Raw genomic sequence first — 15,318 nt, 5'->3', positions numbered from 1 at the left:
TAAATAAAAATTAGGTATAAGGAATAGAGAAAAAGTATAACAAATTAAGTAAAAACACTATTTACAATGGTTTATTTTTCTGAAATACTATAACAACTAAGAGAGTTTTTATGCTTCAATGTTGGTTCATTTTATAGAAATAATAGGTGTAGATTTAATCAATCAAATTAATTTAGATGTGGTGAAAAATTAGAGTAAAAATTAGGAAGATGAAGCAAAAAAAAAGAACCTTATTAGAATATATTAAGGAGTGCAAAAATTAAGGTAAATTAATTTAAGATGGCACCTGCGCTCCCAGCTATCTGACGGACTTAAATATATTAAATAATGGCAAAATTGAAACCAAAATTATCTAAGATATTCTCTTAAAAGGCTGTTAAAAGTCAGTTTCACCAAAAACTCATTACTCACTGTCAAACAGCAAAAAAAAAGAATGTTTAAAGGTAGGCAAAAAAAAGATGACTAACTCCTAAGGCTATCAGGAAAGCTATCAACAAATAACTGAAATATGTAAGTAAAAACTTAAGCTCCCAAAAGGCTGTTAATTGATAATGGTGTCCGTCATAAAAGTTTGAGTATTAGAGAATATAAAACATTGTTGGATTTCTGTGAAATTTAGCGTCAACAATAATTTATGTGGGATAGCAAAGAACAACGAATAGATGATATGGTAGTAAGTTTAAATCAACCTGATATGCGTCTAATAGTAAGAGTAAAAAGGGGAAAAATACAGAATTTGGAGCCAAAATATCTGCAATTTGTATGGATAGAGATATATTTTTACATAGAATAAGTTGGGAAAACTATAACGAATTTTGAGATTTAAAGGCTGACTTTGAAGAGTGAAAAAAACTACATAGGTTATTACCCAGAGGTTTTTTAATGCAGACCAAATTTAGCTAACATGAAAAAACCGAAAATTCTGTAAAGATAAAGGTATTATAATCAGTATTTCATTAGGGAAGAGCACACAACAATATTGATAAATAACAGAAACAAAAGCTCAGGAGCGATGAAATATTAGGTCGCCATATTGAAGGTAAATTTGTCCGGTAGCAAAAGAGGATTTAGTCATAATAAAGTAATGGCTAAACTTTCTAAAACTTCTACAACTGCAATCGCAATTATTTTTTTGACTTTCTTACTAATCAACCTTTAGACTCTCTTAAAAGAGGCTTTTTTGATTTTTTTATATTTTTTTCTGGGTGTTTTTAATGATTTCAAATTCTAGTTGTATAAATGATGATAGTTTTTAATAATCATCAATTTTTTTTGAATAATAAACCAACCATTTTCAGGCTTTTTCAGCAAACCCTATTTACAGCTTATAAAAATAGTTTGAGGTTTGTTGAGAATTGAAATTGGCTAAATTCCCGTTAATAGGGTTAATGAATATCAACTATTTAAACTAATCCTGATTGTTTAATCTGTAAAAAGTTGAGAAATTTCTCGGGATAGTTTCTGATAAGTATAATCATTTAAAACAGGAGTTAAGTTTGTGATATTGATTGGTGTAGCTAAGTTAATCCAAGAACGACAGCCTCCATATTCTGGGCGGTAAAAAAATTCATAGGCTTGAGAAAGTTTATAAGTTCTCAAAAGTAAAATATAAAGCATTTTTTGTGGTTTATATTTTAGGCGATTGCTGATAAATTTTTCATTCCAAATATGAGATAAAAATAACTTATTTAAAATTGACTTATCACTTACGGGTAAAACATTAGTAATCTCAGCAAAACTACTAATTTTAATTTTTTTAGGATGCCAACCAGAATCTACGATTTGTACTTGGCTGGCATATTTTGGTTTGAGTAAATCTGGCTTTTGATGTTCAAAAGTAGGGTAGAGTAAAACCTGTTGATGTGCAATAGTAAAATTACCTTTCTGTTCTCTAATTCCACCTTTTCTTAGTAACATAATTGTACTGCCATTTTCCAAAGCGTTAACAGTAACATTCCATTCTTTAAGAGCAGTAGTAGTAGTTTTCATAATTATTCTCTAGCATATAAACAAAACTTGATAAATATATGAGATACAAAAAAATTGTGTTAATACTCTAACTTTCCTATCTCCTCATCTCCCTATAAATATTTAGGAGTAAAAATTCAATAATTTTATATTAACATTACTGAAATATTAAGTAAGACTATAAAGTGAAGTTTGCAATATCAATATCAAGTATTAAATCAAGATAATACCAATTTTATGAACCTGAGCTAGACTTTTAAAAGTAATCTATACAGAAGTTTTCCTCATATTAGGAGTAGTTAAATTTGAGATTAATAAATCGGTAGAAACTCTCAAAAAACTTTTAAAAAATGTGAGTAGATCCCAAAAAATAGAAATATTCCATGGATACTTAGAAGCTCAAAGACAAGACTGGAAAAAATTCATGATAGATATGATAGTAATTAGTAAAATTAGGCGAATAAAATTTTGCTGATCGTCATTTTTTTTTAATATTGATAATTGGAGTTATATCTGCGGAATGTGGGTTACTACATAGCATTTTCCTGAAGAGTGAGGTACATATTTAAAGGTAAAAAGCTTGTTAATTAAAGCTTTTAGTATACTTCATTTAAGTGAGAACTGCTATTTATAAAAAGTAGTCTTGCTAAATATTAATAGTTTTATCAAAAAATTTTACAAGTAGTTTTGTTATAATCAAGTTATATTTAAGAAGCTAAAAATGTCAAATAAAAAGAAATACAAACTCGCAGGTATACCAGGAGATAATCCAATCCTAAGATAGTTAATTGGAGCTACAAACCTCCAGTACCTGGCAAACATAAAAAATTTAATCTGACAGTGAAAGTTGATGATAAAATGTTAGTTGCTGTTCTAAAGAATCAAAAATTTTATTCATAATTGATTCGTCTAGTCATGGCCATAGTCTCTCTACAGGCTGTAGTTCAGGAGAATAAGCAGCTAAGAACTTTCAAAACAAACCCGGCGAGATTTCTAACTTATCTGTGGTCTGCTATCCAGCTCTATCGGGTACCAGTAACCTTTGATTCTCCTGATGAATTCTCTGGGGTTGGGCAAAAGCTTCGAGAATTAGGCTCATTATTTGTGTTTCTACTCACTCAAACAGCCACTACTCAAATCTCTAGTAAACTGGAGCACTCCCAACTTACCACCAGGAGAACTAACTCCTAAGAATTACAGGTTGAAGTCCTTAGCGATGTTCATCCATACATAATCCACAGTCATACAGGTTTACCTAGTTTTATTTCTAATTCTTGAAGTCGCTGTTGGAGTTTTTTTCGATTCTTCGTGCTCCAACTCGGAAGCTAAAGCATGAGATGGCCGAGACACTTCAATCTTGTATTCTAGCCCCCTTAGATATTCCCATTCTCGCTGTGGAGAGACCGGAGGTCCCAGCAACTCACTCGTCAAGAGCCCTACCTTTGGGCCACTCCATCTGCCTCCACCTGGTGGCTCTCCTTCTAAAACTTTTACCAGTTGAGCTTGCTGCTGGTCCGGGAGCCAAACCTTTGCTATCTGGTTCTGGTGACGACCATCTCCAATTACTGCTGGTCCTATGCTTGTTAAACTGTTGGGCTATCCGTTGAATCCATTGCAAAGCTAACCCAGTCACTATCGCTACTTCTTCACTCTTTGAACTTTTAGCCAATAGCCAGATAATCTGCCACTGATAGTTCTACCACATCTCTAGTGTCTCAATAAAGCTTCTTTATTTCTTGCAAATTTGCAAATTTGCTCTTTAATGCTCAAACGTTTTCCCATTGCTTTGATGCCTACCCGTTCTTAGTGACATACATATACATATATTATATAATGGGATTCTATATAGGAGTTAATATATTTATTAAGCTAATTCAGATTATGTTTTTCTTGTGAATAATTTAGGAGAAAAAAAAATGGTCCGTCGAGACTTACAGACAAATCTTCAAGTATAATAAGAAGAACGATCACATTTTATATCTATTCTTTTAGTCTATAAATCACTCAGGGTAGATGTGCTTCTTTCGTGCACAAATTATACTCTTTTTTGCTCAAGAGTATACTCAGAGCGGGAATAATGCTAGTTTTAATTTAGCTTAAATGGTCAGTAAGAGCTATGCTCCGCGCTGCAGAAAAGCCTTAACAGCAACTGGGTGGGATAACGCCGATGTTGCCAGGTAGAAGCAGATAGAATTTAATACTACAATTATAGTGCTTTTGTGTAGGTTCTGAAGTAATTATTCTATGATTGAGAAATCAGGAGAGAAGAAAGGGTTTGAATATGAAAATTAGGTTTGTTTCTACTATAGCTTAACTCAAAATATCAAAGATTTCTCCCTCCTTTTACTCCTAATTCCCAACTTCTTACTCCCTATAAATTAGAAGCACGAATTGCTGCACCAATTAATCCCACGTGAGGATTTAAAATAACATGAACAGGTATTTTTTCTAATAAGGGTTTCATTCGCCCTTTATCCTTAAAAGCTTCCATAAAACTACCTGAATTTATAAGTGGGATAATTTTAGCAGCAATACCCCCTGCTATGTATAAACCACTATAGGGTAAAAGTTTCAGTGCCAAATTTCCCGCTTCTGCCCCATAAGCTTCTATAAACATCTTCAAGGTTTGCTCGCACAAGGGGTCACTTTTTTCTAAAGCAGCTTTACCGATCACTGCTCCTGGGTCTACAGTAATTTGATTTGAACCTACTTCTTTTTCCCACTGTCTAATTTGATCTCCTATTTCTGGAGATTCTGTAGCAAATAGGCTATCGCGTAAAAATTGATAAATTGCGACAATTCCCATTCCCGAAACTACTCTTTCTACAGAGACTCGCTTTATATTATGTAATTTCTTCAAATATTTTAATAGGTCAAATTCTAACTGTGAGCGTGCCTTAAAATCTGTATGACCTCCTTCTGTAGGATATACTTTAATAACCCCTGCTGCTCGAATCAAAAAACATTGTCCTAATCCTGTACCAGCACCAATTACAGCTATTGGAGTATCACTTTTAGGTTCACCTGGTTGTAAAGTTTCAAGATCCTTAGTATTTAAACCTAAAATTCCATATCCTACTGCTTCAAAATCATTAATCAAACTAATTTGAGATATACCTAACTCATTTTCCATAAGTTTGGCATCTATTATCCAAGGCAAATTAGTCAATTTAACTATGTTGTTGACAACTGGACCGGCAATGGCAAAACAAGCTTTTTCAGGTTTTTGTTTTTCTCCTAATTTTTCACTAGCTTCTTCAAGGAACTTTTTTACTATAGGTACTAAATCGGGAAAATCGTTACTCAAGTAACGATTTTCATAAAGTTTACGTAGTTCCACGGAAGCTTTTGATTCTTCTCGGTTTACCTCTACCAATTGTAGTATAGTTTTCGTACCACCAATGTCACCTGCAACTAACAATGTCATAAATTTTATTCTCCTAGAAAAAATGCATACTGCTCTATCAATTTTCACATGAGGAAAGTGTCACACAAAGAAAGTGTCACATAAGGCAACAATAGTCATGTTTACTTCCTACTGACTCTTAGACCTTTGGCAGTAATCATCTACAGCTATTGATGAGTCTTCCCAGACCACGTTTTTTAGGTTTGTACTTTTATTCAAATCTTGGTCAATGATATACCGCATTAAGAGCAGGCAAACGTTCCCATTCTTTGTGGTATATCCGTATAGATCACCACAGTTAGAGCAAATTTTCCATGATGGAAAGAACCTATGAATTACTACTAATTCAAACGGTATCACTGAGCTTTAGATCCCAGCTGTTGCCACTGATACTGTTGGCAAAAGTTATCCTGGTTGTAAGTTGGTTGTAATTTTTAATACATATAGTCTAGCTTGGTGATTGAAGTGAGACGACCAATACCAGGCTTCGCGAACAGACCTCCGTTATACTAGAGCAAACTTTCCTTGATGGAAAGAACCTATGAGTTACTACTAATTCAAACGGTATCACTGAGTTTTATATCCTAGCTGTTGCCAGTGATACTGTTGGCAAAAGTTATCCTGGTTGTAACTTGATTGTAACTTTATAATACATATAGTCTAGCTTGGTGATTGAAGTGAGACGACCAATACCAGGCTTTGCGAGGAGACCTCCGTTATACTAGAGCAAATTTTCCATGATGGAAAGAACCTATGAATTACTACTAATTTAAACCGTATCACTGAGTTTTATATTCTAACTGTTGCCAGTGATACTATTAGCAAAAATTATCCTGGCTGTAACTTTTAATATATATAGTTTAGCTTGGTGATTGAAGTGAGACAACTAATTACGAGGCTTCACGAGCAAATCTCCTTTCCACTAGAGCAATTTTTTTAGGATCAGGATTTACTTAGGGACACTACATATAGCGTAAGTTTTAAGTATTATTACCTTGATTCTACTTCTTGGTTTTTCTGGATAAGTACCATCTTTAATGCAATTATTTTCTAATACTAATTAGAGCATAAATCATGGTAAGATATTATTTAATTTTATTAAATAAGTTCACGAAAAAAAATATAACTGTTATAATAAAAGCATTTAAATCTCAAGCATAAAGTTTTAAATATTTTGATTATTGTCAATATTTACACAATTACTCAAAGCAAGTGTACTATAATGAATTTAGTATTCTCAAAATAAAAAATATTAGCCATAATACAATCAACTGTTGAATCAACTGTTGGGTCTATTCTCAGAATTAAAATACCCTAAAAAAAAATGAGGTTTATTTAATTTGAATAATTAAAAGTGTTTTTGAATAAAAATAATTAAGCGTTTGCTTGGGGTGGTGAAGCGCTTTGTTCCACAAACCTATAGTGAAAATAGTCAATTTATTATACACTATATATAGTGTCTTTGCATAAGTCTGGATATTGGAAAGAATCTATCAACTACTACTAGTTCAAGTAGCATCACTAAGTTTTATATTCCAGCTATCGGCACTGATACTGTTAGCAAAATTCATCCTGGTTGCAACCATTAATATATATAGTCTAGCTTGGTAATTGAAGTGAGACGACTAATACCAGGCTAAGTGAAAAATCTCCGTTTCACTCAAGTAAATTTTTGATGATGGAAAGAATCTATCAACTACTACTGGCGTGTCAAGTTTACAATAGTGTATTAGTCTTAGGGGCAGGAAGTTCTGACCACAGACCATCAGGCGATCGCTAAAAATTGACAAGAAGAAAGAAGCGATCGCTAAAAATTGGCAGAGGAAAACAAGTGTTTAAAGTTTTGAGTCTGTCATAGTTTCAAAAATCGGATAAAGATATTTCAATTTAATTCGTGCATCTTGGGTTGTGAAATTCCAAATGACTTTACTAGCTGTGTGATTTCATTCCTATTGCCAAGTATTCAATTCTGATGCCAGTTGCGTCACAGTGGGAATACGTCGAGCCAGACATTGCTGTGATCAAACACTTATTTCAATCTCGGCAACATTCAGCCAACTAACATTACAAGGTGTCTGATAAATTTCCAATCTTTGAGTCAGACGGTGTGCTTCTGGCGCGGGCAAAGCCTTGTACCATGAAGCAATATTATGAGTATTAAGATTATCCCAAAGTAATTTCACTTTTTCAGCTTTAAGATAATTTACCTCTAATAATGGTCGAATTTATTCCGCCTAATTAATACTGGTAAGGCTATCCAGTAACTAGTCGCCAACCGCTAATGAGATCAAAAAATATAAACAAAGCTTGAGTTCTTTCACTAGTGTAGTGATAATCTTCTTTAGCATCTTGAGGTGCTTGCATTTCAATTGGTTCATAAAGATCCCCGGTGAACTAGACAACTGCTTCATCCGTAAAAATTAGAGGCTGCCTTGGACTGTGTTAGCTATTATAAAGCTCTATAAAGACTTCCATCTCTCCCACGAACTTTGCTGAATCTCTCTGTTAATCTTCTGGGAATGGAACCAGTGCAAAGCTTCGGTGTAAAAATGTTGTGTTAGTTCCACAGCAAGTCGATCATTTGTAACTGCCGAATGTTGGTTGCATAAACGAATGCCCGAAATTAGTATAACGAACTATTTATAAGTGGCATGACGACTAAACACTGGACGTAAGTTGGTCAATATTTGCTCTAGACAAAGTATTATGTGCATTTCAAGAGTATTTGCTGGTCAAATTTAAGAATCATTAGCCAGCATTCACCATTCCCTGACATAAGAGCGGGGAATGTTTTTTTTCTACCGAGAACTTTGTATTGTTCAGTGTAGTCAACTAATCTCCCAAATATTCAGGCTGCATGAACATTATGGTTGAAGTTCTATGAAACCTTTTCCTGTTCTATAAGTCAAGCTTTTTTTCCTATACTTAGATATCAACTATACTGAACAGTAATAGTAATAATTAATTTGACTGAGACTAAACTTTCTTACTATTTGAACACATTCTTTTTTCACCCTTCATATTATAGAACCTATTTGGGATCTTTTTTTGCCGTTCAGGCGATCGCCAATCTCTTAAGCATAAGTCTAACAAAACAAAGATTAATCTTGGTGGTGGCATTCTCAAGAGTTCTTTCAAAGTTTTTGACTAAACTCTTACATCTTTCCATCCAAGAATTAGTTCTTTCAATGACCCATCTAGCTTTGACGGGTACAAAACCCCTTTGTCCCTGCTTCTTCTTCGAGGGCTTTCGAGGGCTTAGGTGAGAGCTTAAACCGAATCTTGGTCATAATCGCTGGATAAATTTTTTTCAACTCAATCGTTAATTTTTCCGGGTGATATCCGTATGTCTGAAGAATAGTGATTTTAGGAATATTGACAGGTTTAGATTTGAAGTAATTAATATTGTCAGACAACATTTCAATTAATCCCACATCATCAGAGACTGATGCTTTAGTACAATGAGTAAAAAAAGGAAAACCGAGGCTATCTACTGCTAGATGCCGCTTGATTCCATTAGTACTCTTGTAAAAGCAAAATCCTTTCGACTCTGTACTTGCATTACAAGTATTTTTGACTGCTTGTGAGTCAATGATGATTAAAGTTGTCCCGGAGCGCTTTTTTTTTTACCTTTTGACGCAGTTGTCCATGTAAAACATCTCTAATCTTCTCAATTACCCCTTCCAATACGCCATTGTTTGTAGTGCCAAAATACCGTCGAATAAGGAGGTAAATCCTTGGGTAAGTCACACCAGTTACAACCATTCTTAAGTTGGTAGAGAACACCATCCAATATTTCTCTTTTAGTCCATTTGGGGGGTTTAGTTCTTTTCTTTTTGGGTAACAGGGGTTCAATTATAACCCACTCCTCATCTGTCAAGCTACTAGAATATGGCATTTTCTATCCATTATAGTCTTTCAGAAAGATCCCAAATGGCTTCTATAAGGGAAAGCCAGCGTCAACAGTTGGATACTTACATAAAAAAAACGTTCCGCTTCTTTTAACAAGCAGGAGGTATTTGATTATAGTCGGGGTCAATATAGGGGAGGAAATAGCTTCACCTCAAAACCATGGTCAGTTTTGACCTGACTGAATAATCCTGTATTGCTTTTGTAAGCGGAACGTCGGAAGTATATCAATAATGAATGCCTGTTTTGCGGAAGTGAACAGCAGTCACTCCATCATTTAATAGTTGACCATTCTCTACCAGAGCATAAACTAACCAATGGTCGCCACATTCCATCCGTTTGACTACTTTACATTCTAGATAAGCAAGAGCATCTTCTAAAATTGGGCAACCATTATTAGCTTCCTTTGTCTGAATGCCAATAAAACGATCTTCTCCCGGTGTAAAAGTTTTAATAAAATGCCTTTGTAAATTCTTCTTTTCCTCAGCTAATATATTCAACACAAATTGATCGCCTGTATGGGTCAAAGATTCTAAAGCCCGGTCTTTAGCAACAGCAACAGTTACACCAGGAGGATTAAAACTTGCTTGAGATACCCAAGAAGCTAACATAGCACTAGTGACATCCCCACGTTTGGCAGACATCACACATAAAGAACCCACAACCCTTCCCACTGCTTGAGCGGTGCGATCGCTTCCCGAGCCTCTTACAGAAGCTTTAGGTGAACGACGTTGTTGTGATTTAATCAAAGCTTGGGCAAAATCAATACCAGCTTCCTGACAAGTTTGAATCATCACATCATCTGGCTTAAATTTTACTCTAATAGGCTCAAAACCAAATTTATAGCCTGTATCTTTTAACTTACTTTCCAAAAAATCTATTGCTTCACCACTCCAACCAAAGGAACCAAATACTCCTGCTAATTTATCCTTAGAAGCTGTATTTAATACAATACCCAAAGCTGTTTGAATTTGAGTTGGTGCATGACCGCCGAGAGTGGGGGAACCAATAATAAACCCATCGCATTTTTCTACTACTTCCCTTATTTCATTAGATGTGGCAACTTCACAGTTAATTGATTCTACAGCTACCCCTGCTTTAGTTAAGCCTCTAGCGATCGCCTGGGCAACAATAGCTGTGTTACCATAAGCTGAAGCATAAAGTAAAACTACATTTAAGTCTCGCGAACTCTGTTCCTGACTCCACTTCCGATACAGATTGGTTAACTCCATCATCCCATAACGTACCAGTGGCCCGTGACCAGGAGCATAGAGTTTCACTGTTAACTCAGAAATTTTTTCCAGGGTAGAAAGTACTTGTTTGGCTTGAGCTGCATGGAGACAATCATAATAAAAGCGTCTATCTTCGCTATAAATAGTCCACCCTTCATCAGCAACTTGGTCTCCGCAAACATGAGCGCCGAAAAATTTATCTGTAAACAGAATTTGAGTTTGGGGGTCATAGGTCATTAGGCCATCTGGCCATTTAGGACTGGGAGTGGTGAGTAACTGCAATTTATGGCCACTACCTAAGTCAAGGGTATCTTCTCCTTTTACTACCTTAATTTTCAATTCTTCATCTTTAAAATAGTCTTTTAGGTTTAAAACACTAGGGTTTGAGCAGACAAAGGTAACAGATGGTGCTATTGCTAACAATTCTTTTAGGGTCCCTCCACGATTAGCATTAAAGTGACCGAGAATCACATAGTCAAGACGATGCAAATCTAAGCGTAGTTGTAATGATTCTAAATAATTTTGAGTAAATGATTCTCCGGGGGGGTCGATAACTGCGGTTTTTTCTCCTTGAATGAGATAGGAGTTGGCAGTGGTACCTTTTTGCAGGGAATATTCCACTTCAAATTTTAGTCTATCCCAGGTGCGAGACCTTAGTACTTTTGTATCTTGACCAATTATGACAACTTGAACGTCTTTTTTTTTTGTGGTTTCTAGCATAGTTAGTTATTTAATTTATACAAAACCCCTATAATGTTATATTTTATCATGTTGTAGCGATCGCTTCACTACAATTCTTAAACACCTATTCTCAGGGCTTATACCACAATACGGTTCAGATAAAACAAAAATTTGCATTTAAGCATCAATCATAGTGTATCCCCTCAATAATTGGGGGTAGGGAATGATTCTGCTGACCATGAGCAACTGAAGAAATGAACAGAAGCTTGAACACTGATAATAGTTGCCAGAGGAAGAATGATTCCCGCTTCACAGATGCGATCTTTAGATATACTCAAAAAAGCTGATACCCAACTTAAGAGCAGTGTCCACCAGGGACATAAAAGTCTAAGTACAGGACAAAAAGCTTGACTTATAGAATAGGAAAAGGCTTCATGGAATTTCAACCATAATATCCATAAAACCTGAATATTTGGGAGATTAGTTAACTAAAAATAACTTCTAAATTACCACTTTTATTGTCATGGTTCCAGAATTAATTTTTTTCCTTTATTTATGAGGATTAAGCAGTATTAAATTTCCTGATAATTTCTAGGTAAAGTTATTATTTATTTGGGAATAAATACAAGATAATCAAATAAAAAAGCTACTTTGCTTTCTTTAGCTTCTACTTTTTTTTAGTTATTGATATATATTATTTAACCATTTTATTTTTAATTTTTTGTTCTTAAAAATAACTAATTGTGAATGAAAGAGCTATTAATAAAATTAAATTATTCAGTCTCGTTTAATTAGCTTGATATACTTCTAGATTATAAACACTGCTTTTATAATTTTTAAATATTGCTTCTATTACCGTTCTCTAGATATAGATTTTTGAGCTTTTTCTGGGGATGATAAATTGCTCAAAATATACTTTTTTTGGAAACATATTTTTGACAATTTTTCTAGTTTTTATAATTTAGTAAATTATTTCTCTCTTGCATATTGGTAATCTTTTGATTTAATAATAATTTAGCTTCACCGATCTTGATTTTAATTATGCTAGTATTTCATATTTTATACCTCGTTTAATCATAGCTAATTTTTTTGATTTTAAAATAAAATATATATCTTTTTTTTGATATTTTTTCAGCTAATGGGATAGGAAAATACTATGGAATTTTCTATATACAGTTATAATTATTTTATGTGTTTTTAATGATTTTAAAACCCGAATAATGACTAGTTTTCGTTCTGTTATATTAATCGTTCTAATATATAGGTAAAATTTTCTATCGTATAGGTAAAGCACTCTTTTTTTTAGCTACAGTAGAATTAATTTTTTTTTCTGTACATTTTCCAAACTTCTTTTAGTGTATAATTTTATATATTTAAGTACATCCTAACTCTAGTTTGCTTTGAGACTATCCCCAAAAATAAATAAATTGGGACTAGAATAAAACTATGAAAAAACTTTTTTCAAACTGGTATAATTAAGAAATGACAAAACTAGGAAAACTATATGGATTAGGTATTGGGCCTGGAGACCCAGAGTTACTGACTCTCAAAGCACACCGAATTTTAACTACTGTTCCAGTAATTGCTTACCCTACTTCAGAAAACAGCAAATCTTTGGCACGAGCGATCGTAGCTAATGTTATTCGTTCTGACCAGACAGAAATTCCGATGTACTTGCCCTTTAATATTCACGAGTCATCCCAACCCTATTATGACCAAGCTGCCCAACAGATTAGTCAATACCTGGAATTGAAACAAGATGTAGCAGTTTTATGTGAGGGAGAACCGATGCTGTATGGCTCATTTATGTATATTTTTCAGCGACTTTCAGGAAAGTTTTCCACTGAAGTTGTGCCCGGAATTTCCTCCATAACGGCAAGCGCTGCTATGCTCAGTGTGCCAATGACTTACCGCAATGATGTCTTGACCATTATACCTGCTACTTTAGATGAGGTTAAATTACGCGATCGCCTAGCTGTTGCCGATGCGGTAGTAATTATCAAATTAGGCAGGCATTTTGCTAAAGTTCGCAATATTCTGGATGAGTTAGGGCTGTTGCAGCGGGCACTTTATATTGAAAGGGCAACCCAAACCGAGCAAAAAATTATTAGTATTACTGAGGTTGAACCAACTGAAGTTCCCTACTGGTCTTTAATTTTAATTCCTAGTCATTTCAATTAACGGTGAAGAGTTATCAGTTAACAGTACCTCTGAAACCAGAACATTGATCCTAATTCCCTAAGACTTTTATTATGGATAGTCAAAGAGACAGAATATCAGGTAATTGTCCTTAATATTAAATCCGGGAGTATTGGTACAATTAAATAATTGATTAGAACTTAGAACTCAGAAGTCAAAACTTAAGAGAAAATTGACTTAGGAAAAATTTCCGGCTTACCTGAAGATGAAACTTTTTTTGATATTGAATTACAGAGTTTTTCAGGTTGATCAACTACATCGCCATAACCAAAATTTTGTAGATACCTTGCATACAACCTCTCTAAAAGCAACCTCCCTACTGTAGTATACCGATATGAAAACTGCTATAAGGGGATTTGATATCAGAATGCCGCCCAAACATATTGCTAAGTAAAACAGCAATTTCCTCCCACTGGAGTCTGCTAAATAGTTAATTTTTTTCATCTCTTTAAAAAAATAAATTTCCCATCTTATTTTATAGTCAAAATAGTCAAATCAGACTTATAATTATCAACAACCAAAATCCTAGTAAGCAAACTAGAAATGCTAGAAGTAAACCAAGCAGAGTCAATCATTTTAAGCCTTGTACAACCCCTAGATGCTGACAAGGATGTAGAGACAATAGACCTATTAAATTCATCAGGACGGATATTAGCTAACCCAGTTGTCAGTAAACTTGATTTTCCTCACTGGGATAATTCAGCAATGGATGGCTATGCCCTCAAATTTGCAGATGTTAAAGACTGTAGCCCAGAAAATTCCATATCTTTGGAAATTGTAGAAGAAATTCTTGCAGGGTCTAAGCCTCAAAAGCAAATTCAACCAGGGCAAACAGCTCGTATTTTTACAGGTGCTTGTATGCCCATAGGAGCAGATACTATTGTTATACAGGAGGTGACCCAGCGAGAAGGTAATAGGGTACTTATCCTAGAAGCTCCAGAACCCCAAGCATTTGTGCGATATCGTGGATCATTCTACAAGGCAGGTACTCCTGTACTCAACCCGAGAATTTACTTAGGTGCTGCTGAAATTGCTGTTTTAGCAGCACTCCAATGTACTCAAATTAACGTATATCGGCGAGTAAAAGTAGGAATTTTTTCTACTGGTAATGAATTGGTTAAACCAGATCAACCTCTAAAATATGGTCAGATAGTAGACTCAAATGAATATGCTTTAACTATAGCTCTAGAGAAAATGGGGGTGGAAGTAATAAAATTTGGTATTCTGCCAGATGAACCAGAAATTTTGCAAAAGACTATTGCTGAAGCTATTTTAAATACAGATTTTTTACTTTCTACTGGTGGAGTATCAGTGGGAGACTATGATTATATTGAGGAAATTATTACAGAGTTAGGAGCGGAAATTCATGTTCATTCTGTAGCGGTTAAACCAGGAAAACCATTAACAGTAGCAAGTTTTCCTAATACTAAATGTTTATATTTTGGTTTACCAGGAAATCCTGTTTCGGCTTTAGTGAGTTTTTGGCGGTTTGTGCAACCTGCGCTGAAAAAGTTAGCTGGAGCGAATGAGGCAGAATGGGGACCGGAGTTTGTGAGGGCGCGGCTGCTTCAAGATTTAAATTCTAAGAATAAACGGGAGACTTATCTCTGGGGTCAGTTAAATTTAGGAAATGATGGTTATGAATTTAAGCTTGCAGTTGGTAGTCATTATTCGGGAAATTTAATTAATTTAGCAGGAGCGACAGGTTTAGCTGTTGTACCGTTGAATGAAAATTTTATTCCGGCGGGTGAGTCTGTGCGAGTATTGAAAATTAATTAATGGTTATTATACTCCTAGGTGGAACTCAGAAGTCAGAAGGCGCGAATTCAAAAGTAATTCTTGAATAGGTTTGAGGATTTATAATTGTGCGCGTCTTGTTTATGTAGTACTGTAATATCATCTCCGGTTAAATACGTGTCTTTT

The 15,318-nt window shown here is 34.6% G+C and carries 10 protein-coding genes and 2 pseudogenes; 4 read left to right on the top strand and 8 right to left on the bottom strand.

Translation table 11 applies throughout. From position 1 onward, the window contains the following. The first annotated feature begins 634 nt into the window (after nt 1–634). Entirely contained in the window at nt 635–793 is a 159-nt protein-coding gene (locus tag TERY_RS36120; protein WP_370496558.1) for a hypothetical protein, read from the top strand. Nucleotides 794–1,422: 629 nt separating this feature from the next. Here TERY_RS36120 and TERY_RS03700 read toward each other — a convergent pair. Further along, on the bottom strand, nt 1,423–1,989 hold the full coding sequence (locus tag TERY_RS03700) for a DUF1802 family protein (protein ID WP_011610593.1): 567 nt from the start codon (nt 1,987–1,989) through the stop codon (nt 1,423–1,425). Between the two features lie 894 nt (nt 1,990–2,883). On the opposite strand from TERY_RS03700, the gene TERY_RS03695 reads away from it, so the two are divergent. Further along, the gene (locus tag TERY_RS03695; RefSeq protein WP_044136374.1) at nt 2,884–3,159 is read left to right on the top strand and encodes a hypothetical protein; all 276 of its coding nucleotides are present in this window, start codon (nt 2,884–2,886) and stop codon (nt 3,157–3,159) included. A gap of 229 nt (nt 3,160–3,388) precedes the next feature. Here the strand turns inward: TERY_RS03695 and TERY_RS24705 are convergent, their stop codons facing one another. The 7 genes and pseudogenes from TERY_RS24705 to TERY_RS03665 all read right to left on the bottom strand — a co-directional run bounded on the left by TERY_RS24705 (nt 3,389) and on the right by TERY_RS03665 (nt 11,235). Beyond that, nucleotides 3,389–3,637, bottom strand: coding sequence for a hypothetical protein (locus TERY_RS24705; protein WP_011610591.1), 249 nt, complete (start codon nt 3,635–3,637; stop codon nt 3,389–3,391). 702 nt (nt 3,638–4,339) lie between these two features. Continuing rightward, nucleotides 4,340–5,395, bottom strand: a complete 1,056-nt coding sequence (locus tag TERY_RS03685) for a glucokinase (RefSeq protein ID WP_011610590.1) — start codon at nt 5,393–5,395, stop codon at nt 4,340–4,342. A 1,814-nt stretch (nt 5,396–7,209) separates the two neighbouring features. Then, nucleotides 7,210–7,879, bottom strand: a pseudogene (locus TERY_RS36115) (transposase); the annotation flags it as partial. A gap of 550 nt (nt 7,880–8,429) precedes the next feature. Then, nucleotides 8,430–8,591: pseudogene (locus tag TERY_RS36110) on the bottom strand (IS5/IS1182 family transposase); the annotation flags it as partial. Beyond that, a complete protein-coding gene (locus TERY_RS03675; RefSeq protein ID WP_370497370.1) occupies nt 8,572–8,967 on the bottom strand; it encodes an IS5/IS1182 family transposase in 396 nt (131 codons plus the stop codon). The gene TERY_RS03675 and the pseudogene TERY_RS36110, both read right to left, overlap by 20 nt. 77 nt (nt 8,968–9,044) lie before the next feature. Then, the gene (locus tag TERY_RS03670; RefSeq protein ID WP_011610279.1) at nt 9,045–9,272 is read right to left on the bottom strand and encodes a transposase; all 228 of its coding nucleotides are present in this window, start codon (nt 9,270–9,272) and stop codon (nt 9,045–9,047) included. Nucleotides 9,273–9,510: 238 nt separating this feature from the next. Beyond that, nucleotides 9,511–11,235 carry a diflavin flavoprotein gene (locus TERY_RS03665; RefSeq protein WP_011610589.1) on the bottom strand — a complete coding sequence of 575 codons (1,725 nt, stop codon included), beginning with the start codon at nt 11,233–11,235 and terminating at the stop codon, nt 9,511–9,513. A 1,443-nt stretch (nt 11,236–12,678) separates the two neighbouring features. Here TERY_RS03665 and cobI point away from each other — a divergent pair. Continuing rightward, the gene (gene cobI / locus TERY_RS03660) at nt 12,679–13,377 is read left to right on the top strand and encodes a precorrin-2 C(20)-methyltransferase (RefSeq protein ID WP_011610588.1); all 699 of its coding nucleotides are present in this window, start codon (nt 12,679–12,681) and stop codon (nt 13,375–13,377) included. A 561-nt stretch (nt 13,378–13,938) separates the two neighbouring features. Continuing rightward, nucleotides 13,939–15,174, top strand: a complete 1,236-nt coding sequence (gene glp / locus TERY_RS03655) for a molybdenum cofactor synthesis domain-containing protein (protein ID WP_011610587.1) — start codon at nt 13,939–13,941, stop codon at nt 15,172–15,174. Nucleotides 15,175–15,318: the final 144 nt, after the last annotated feature.

Source organism: Trichodesmium erythraeum IMS101 (genome assembly GCF_000014265.1).
GTDB lineage: Bacteria > Cyanobacteriota > Cyanobacteriia > Cyanobacteriales > Microcoleaceae > Trichodesmium > Trichodesmium erythraeum.
This window is presented reverse-complemented; position numbering and strand designations above follow the sequence as displayed.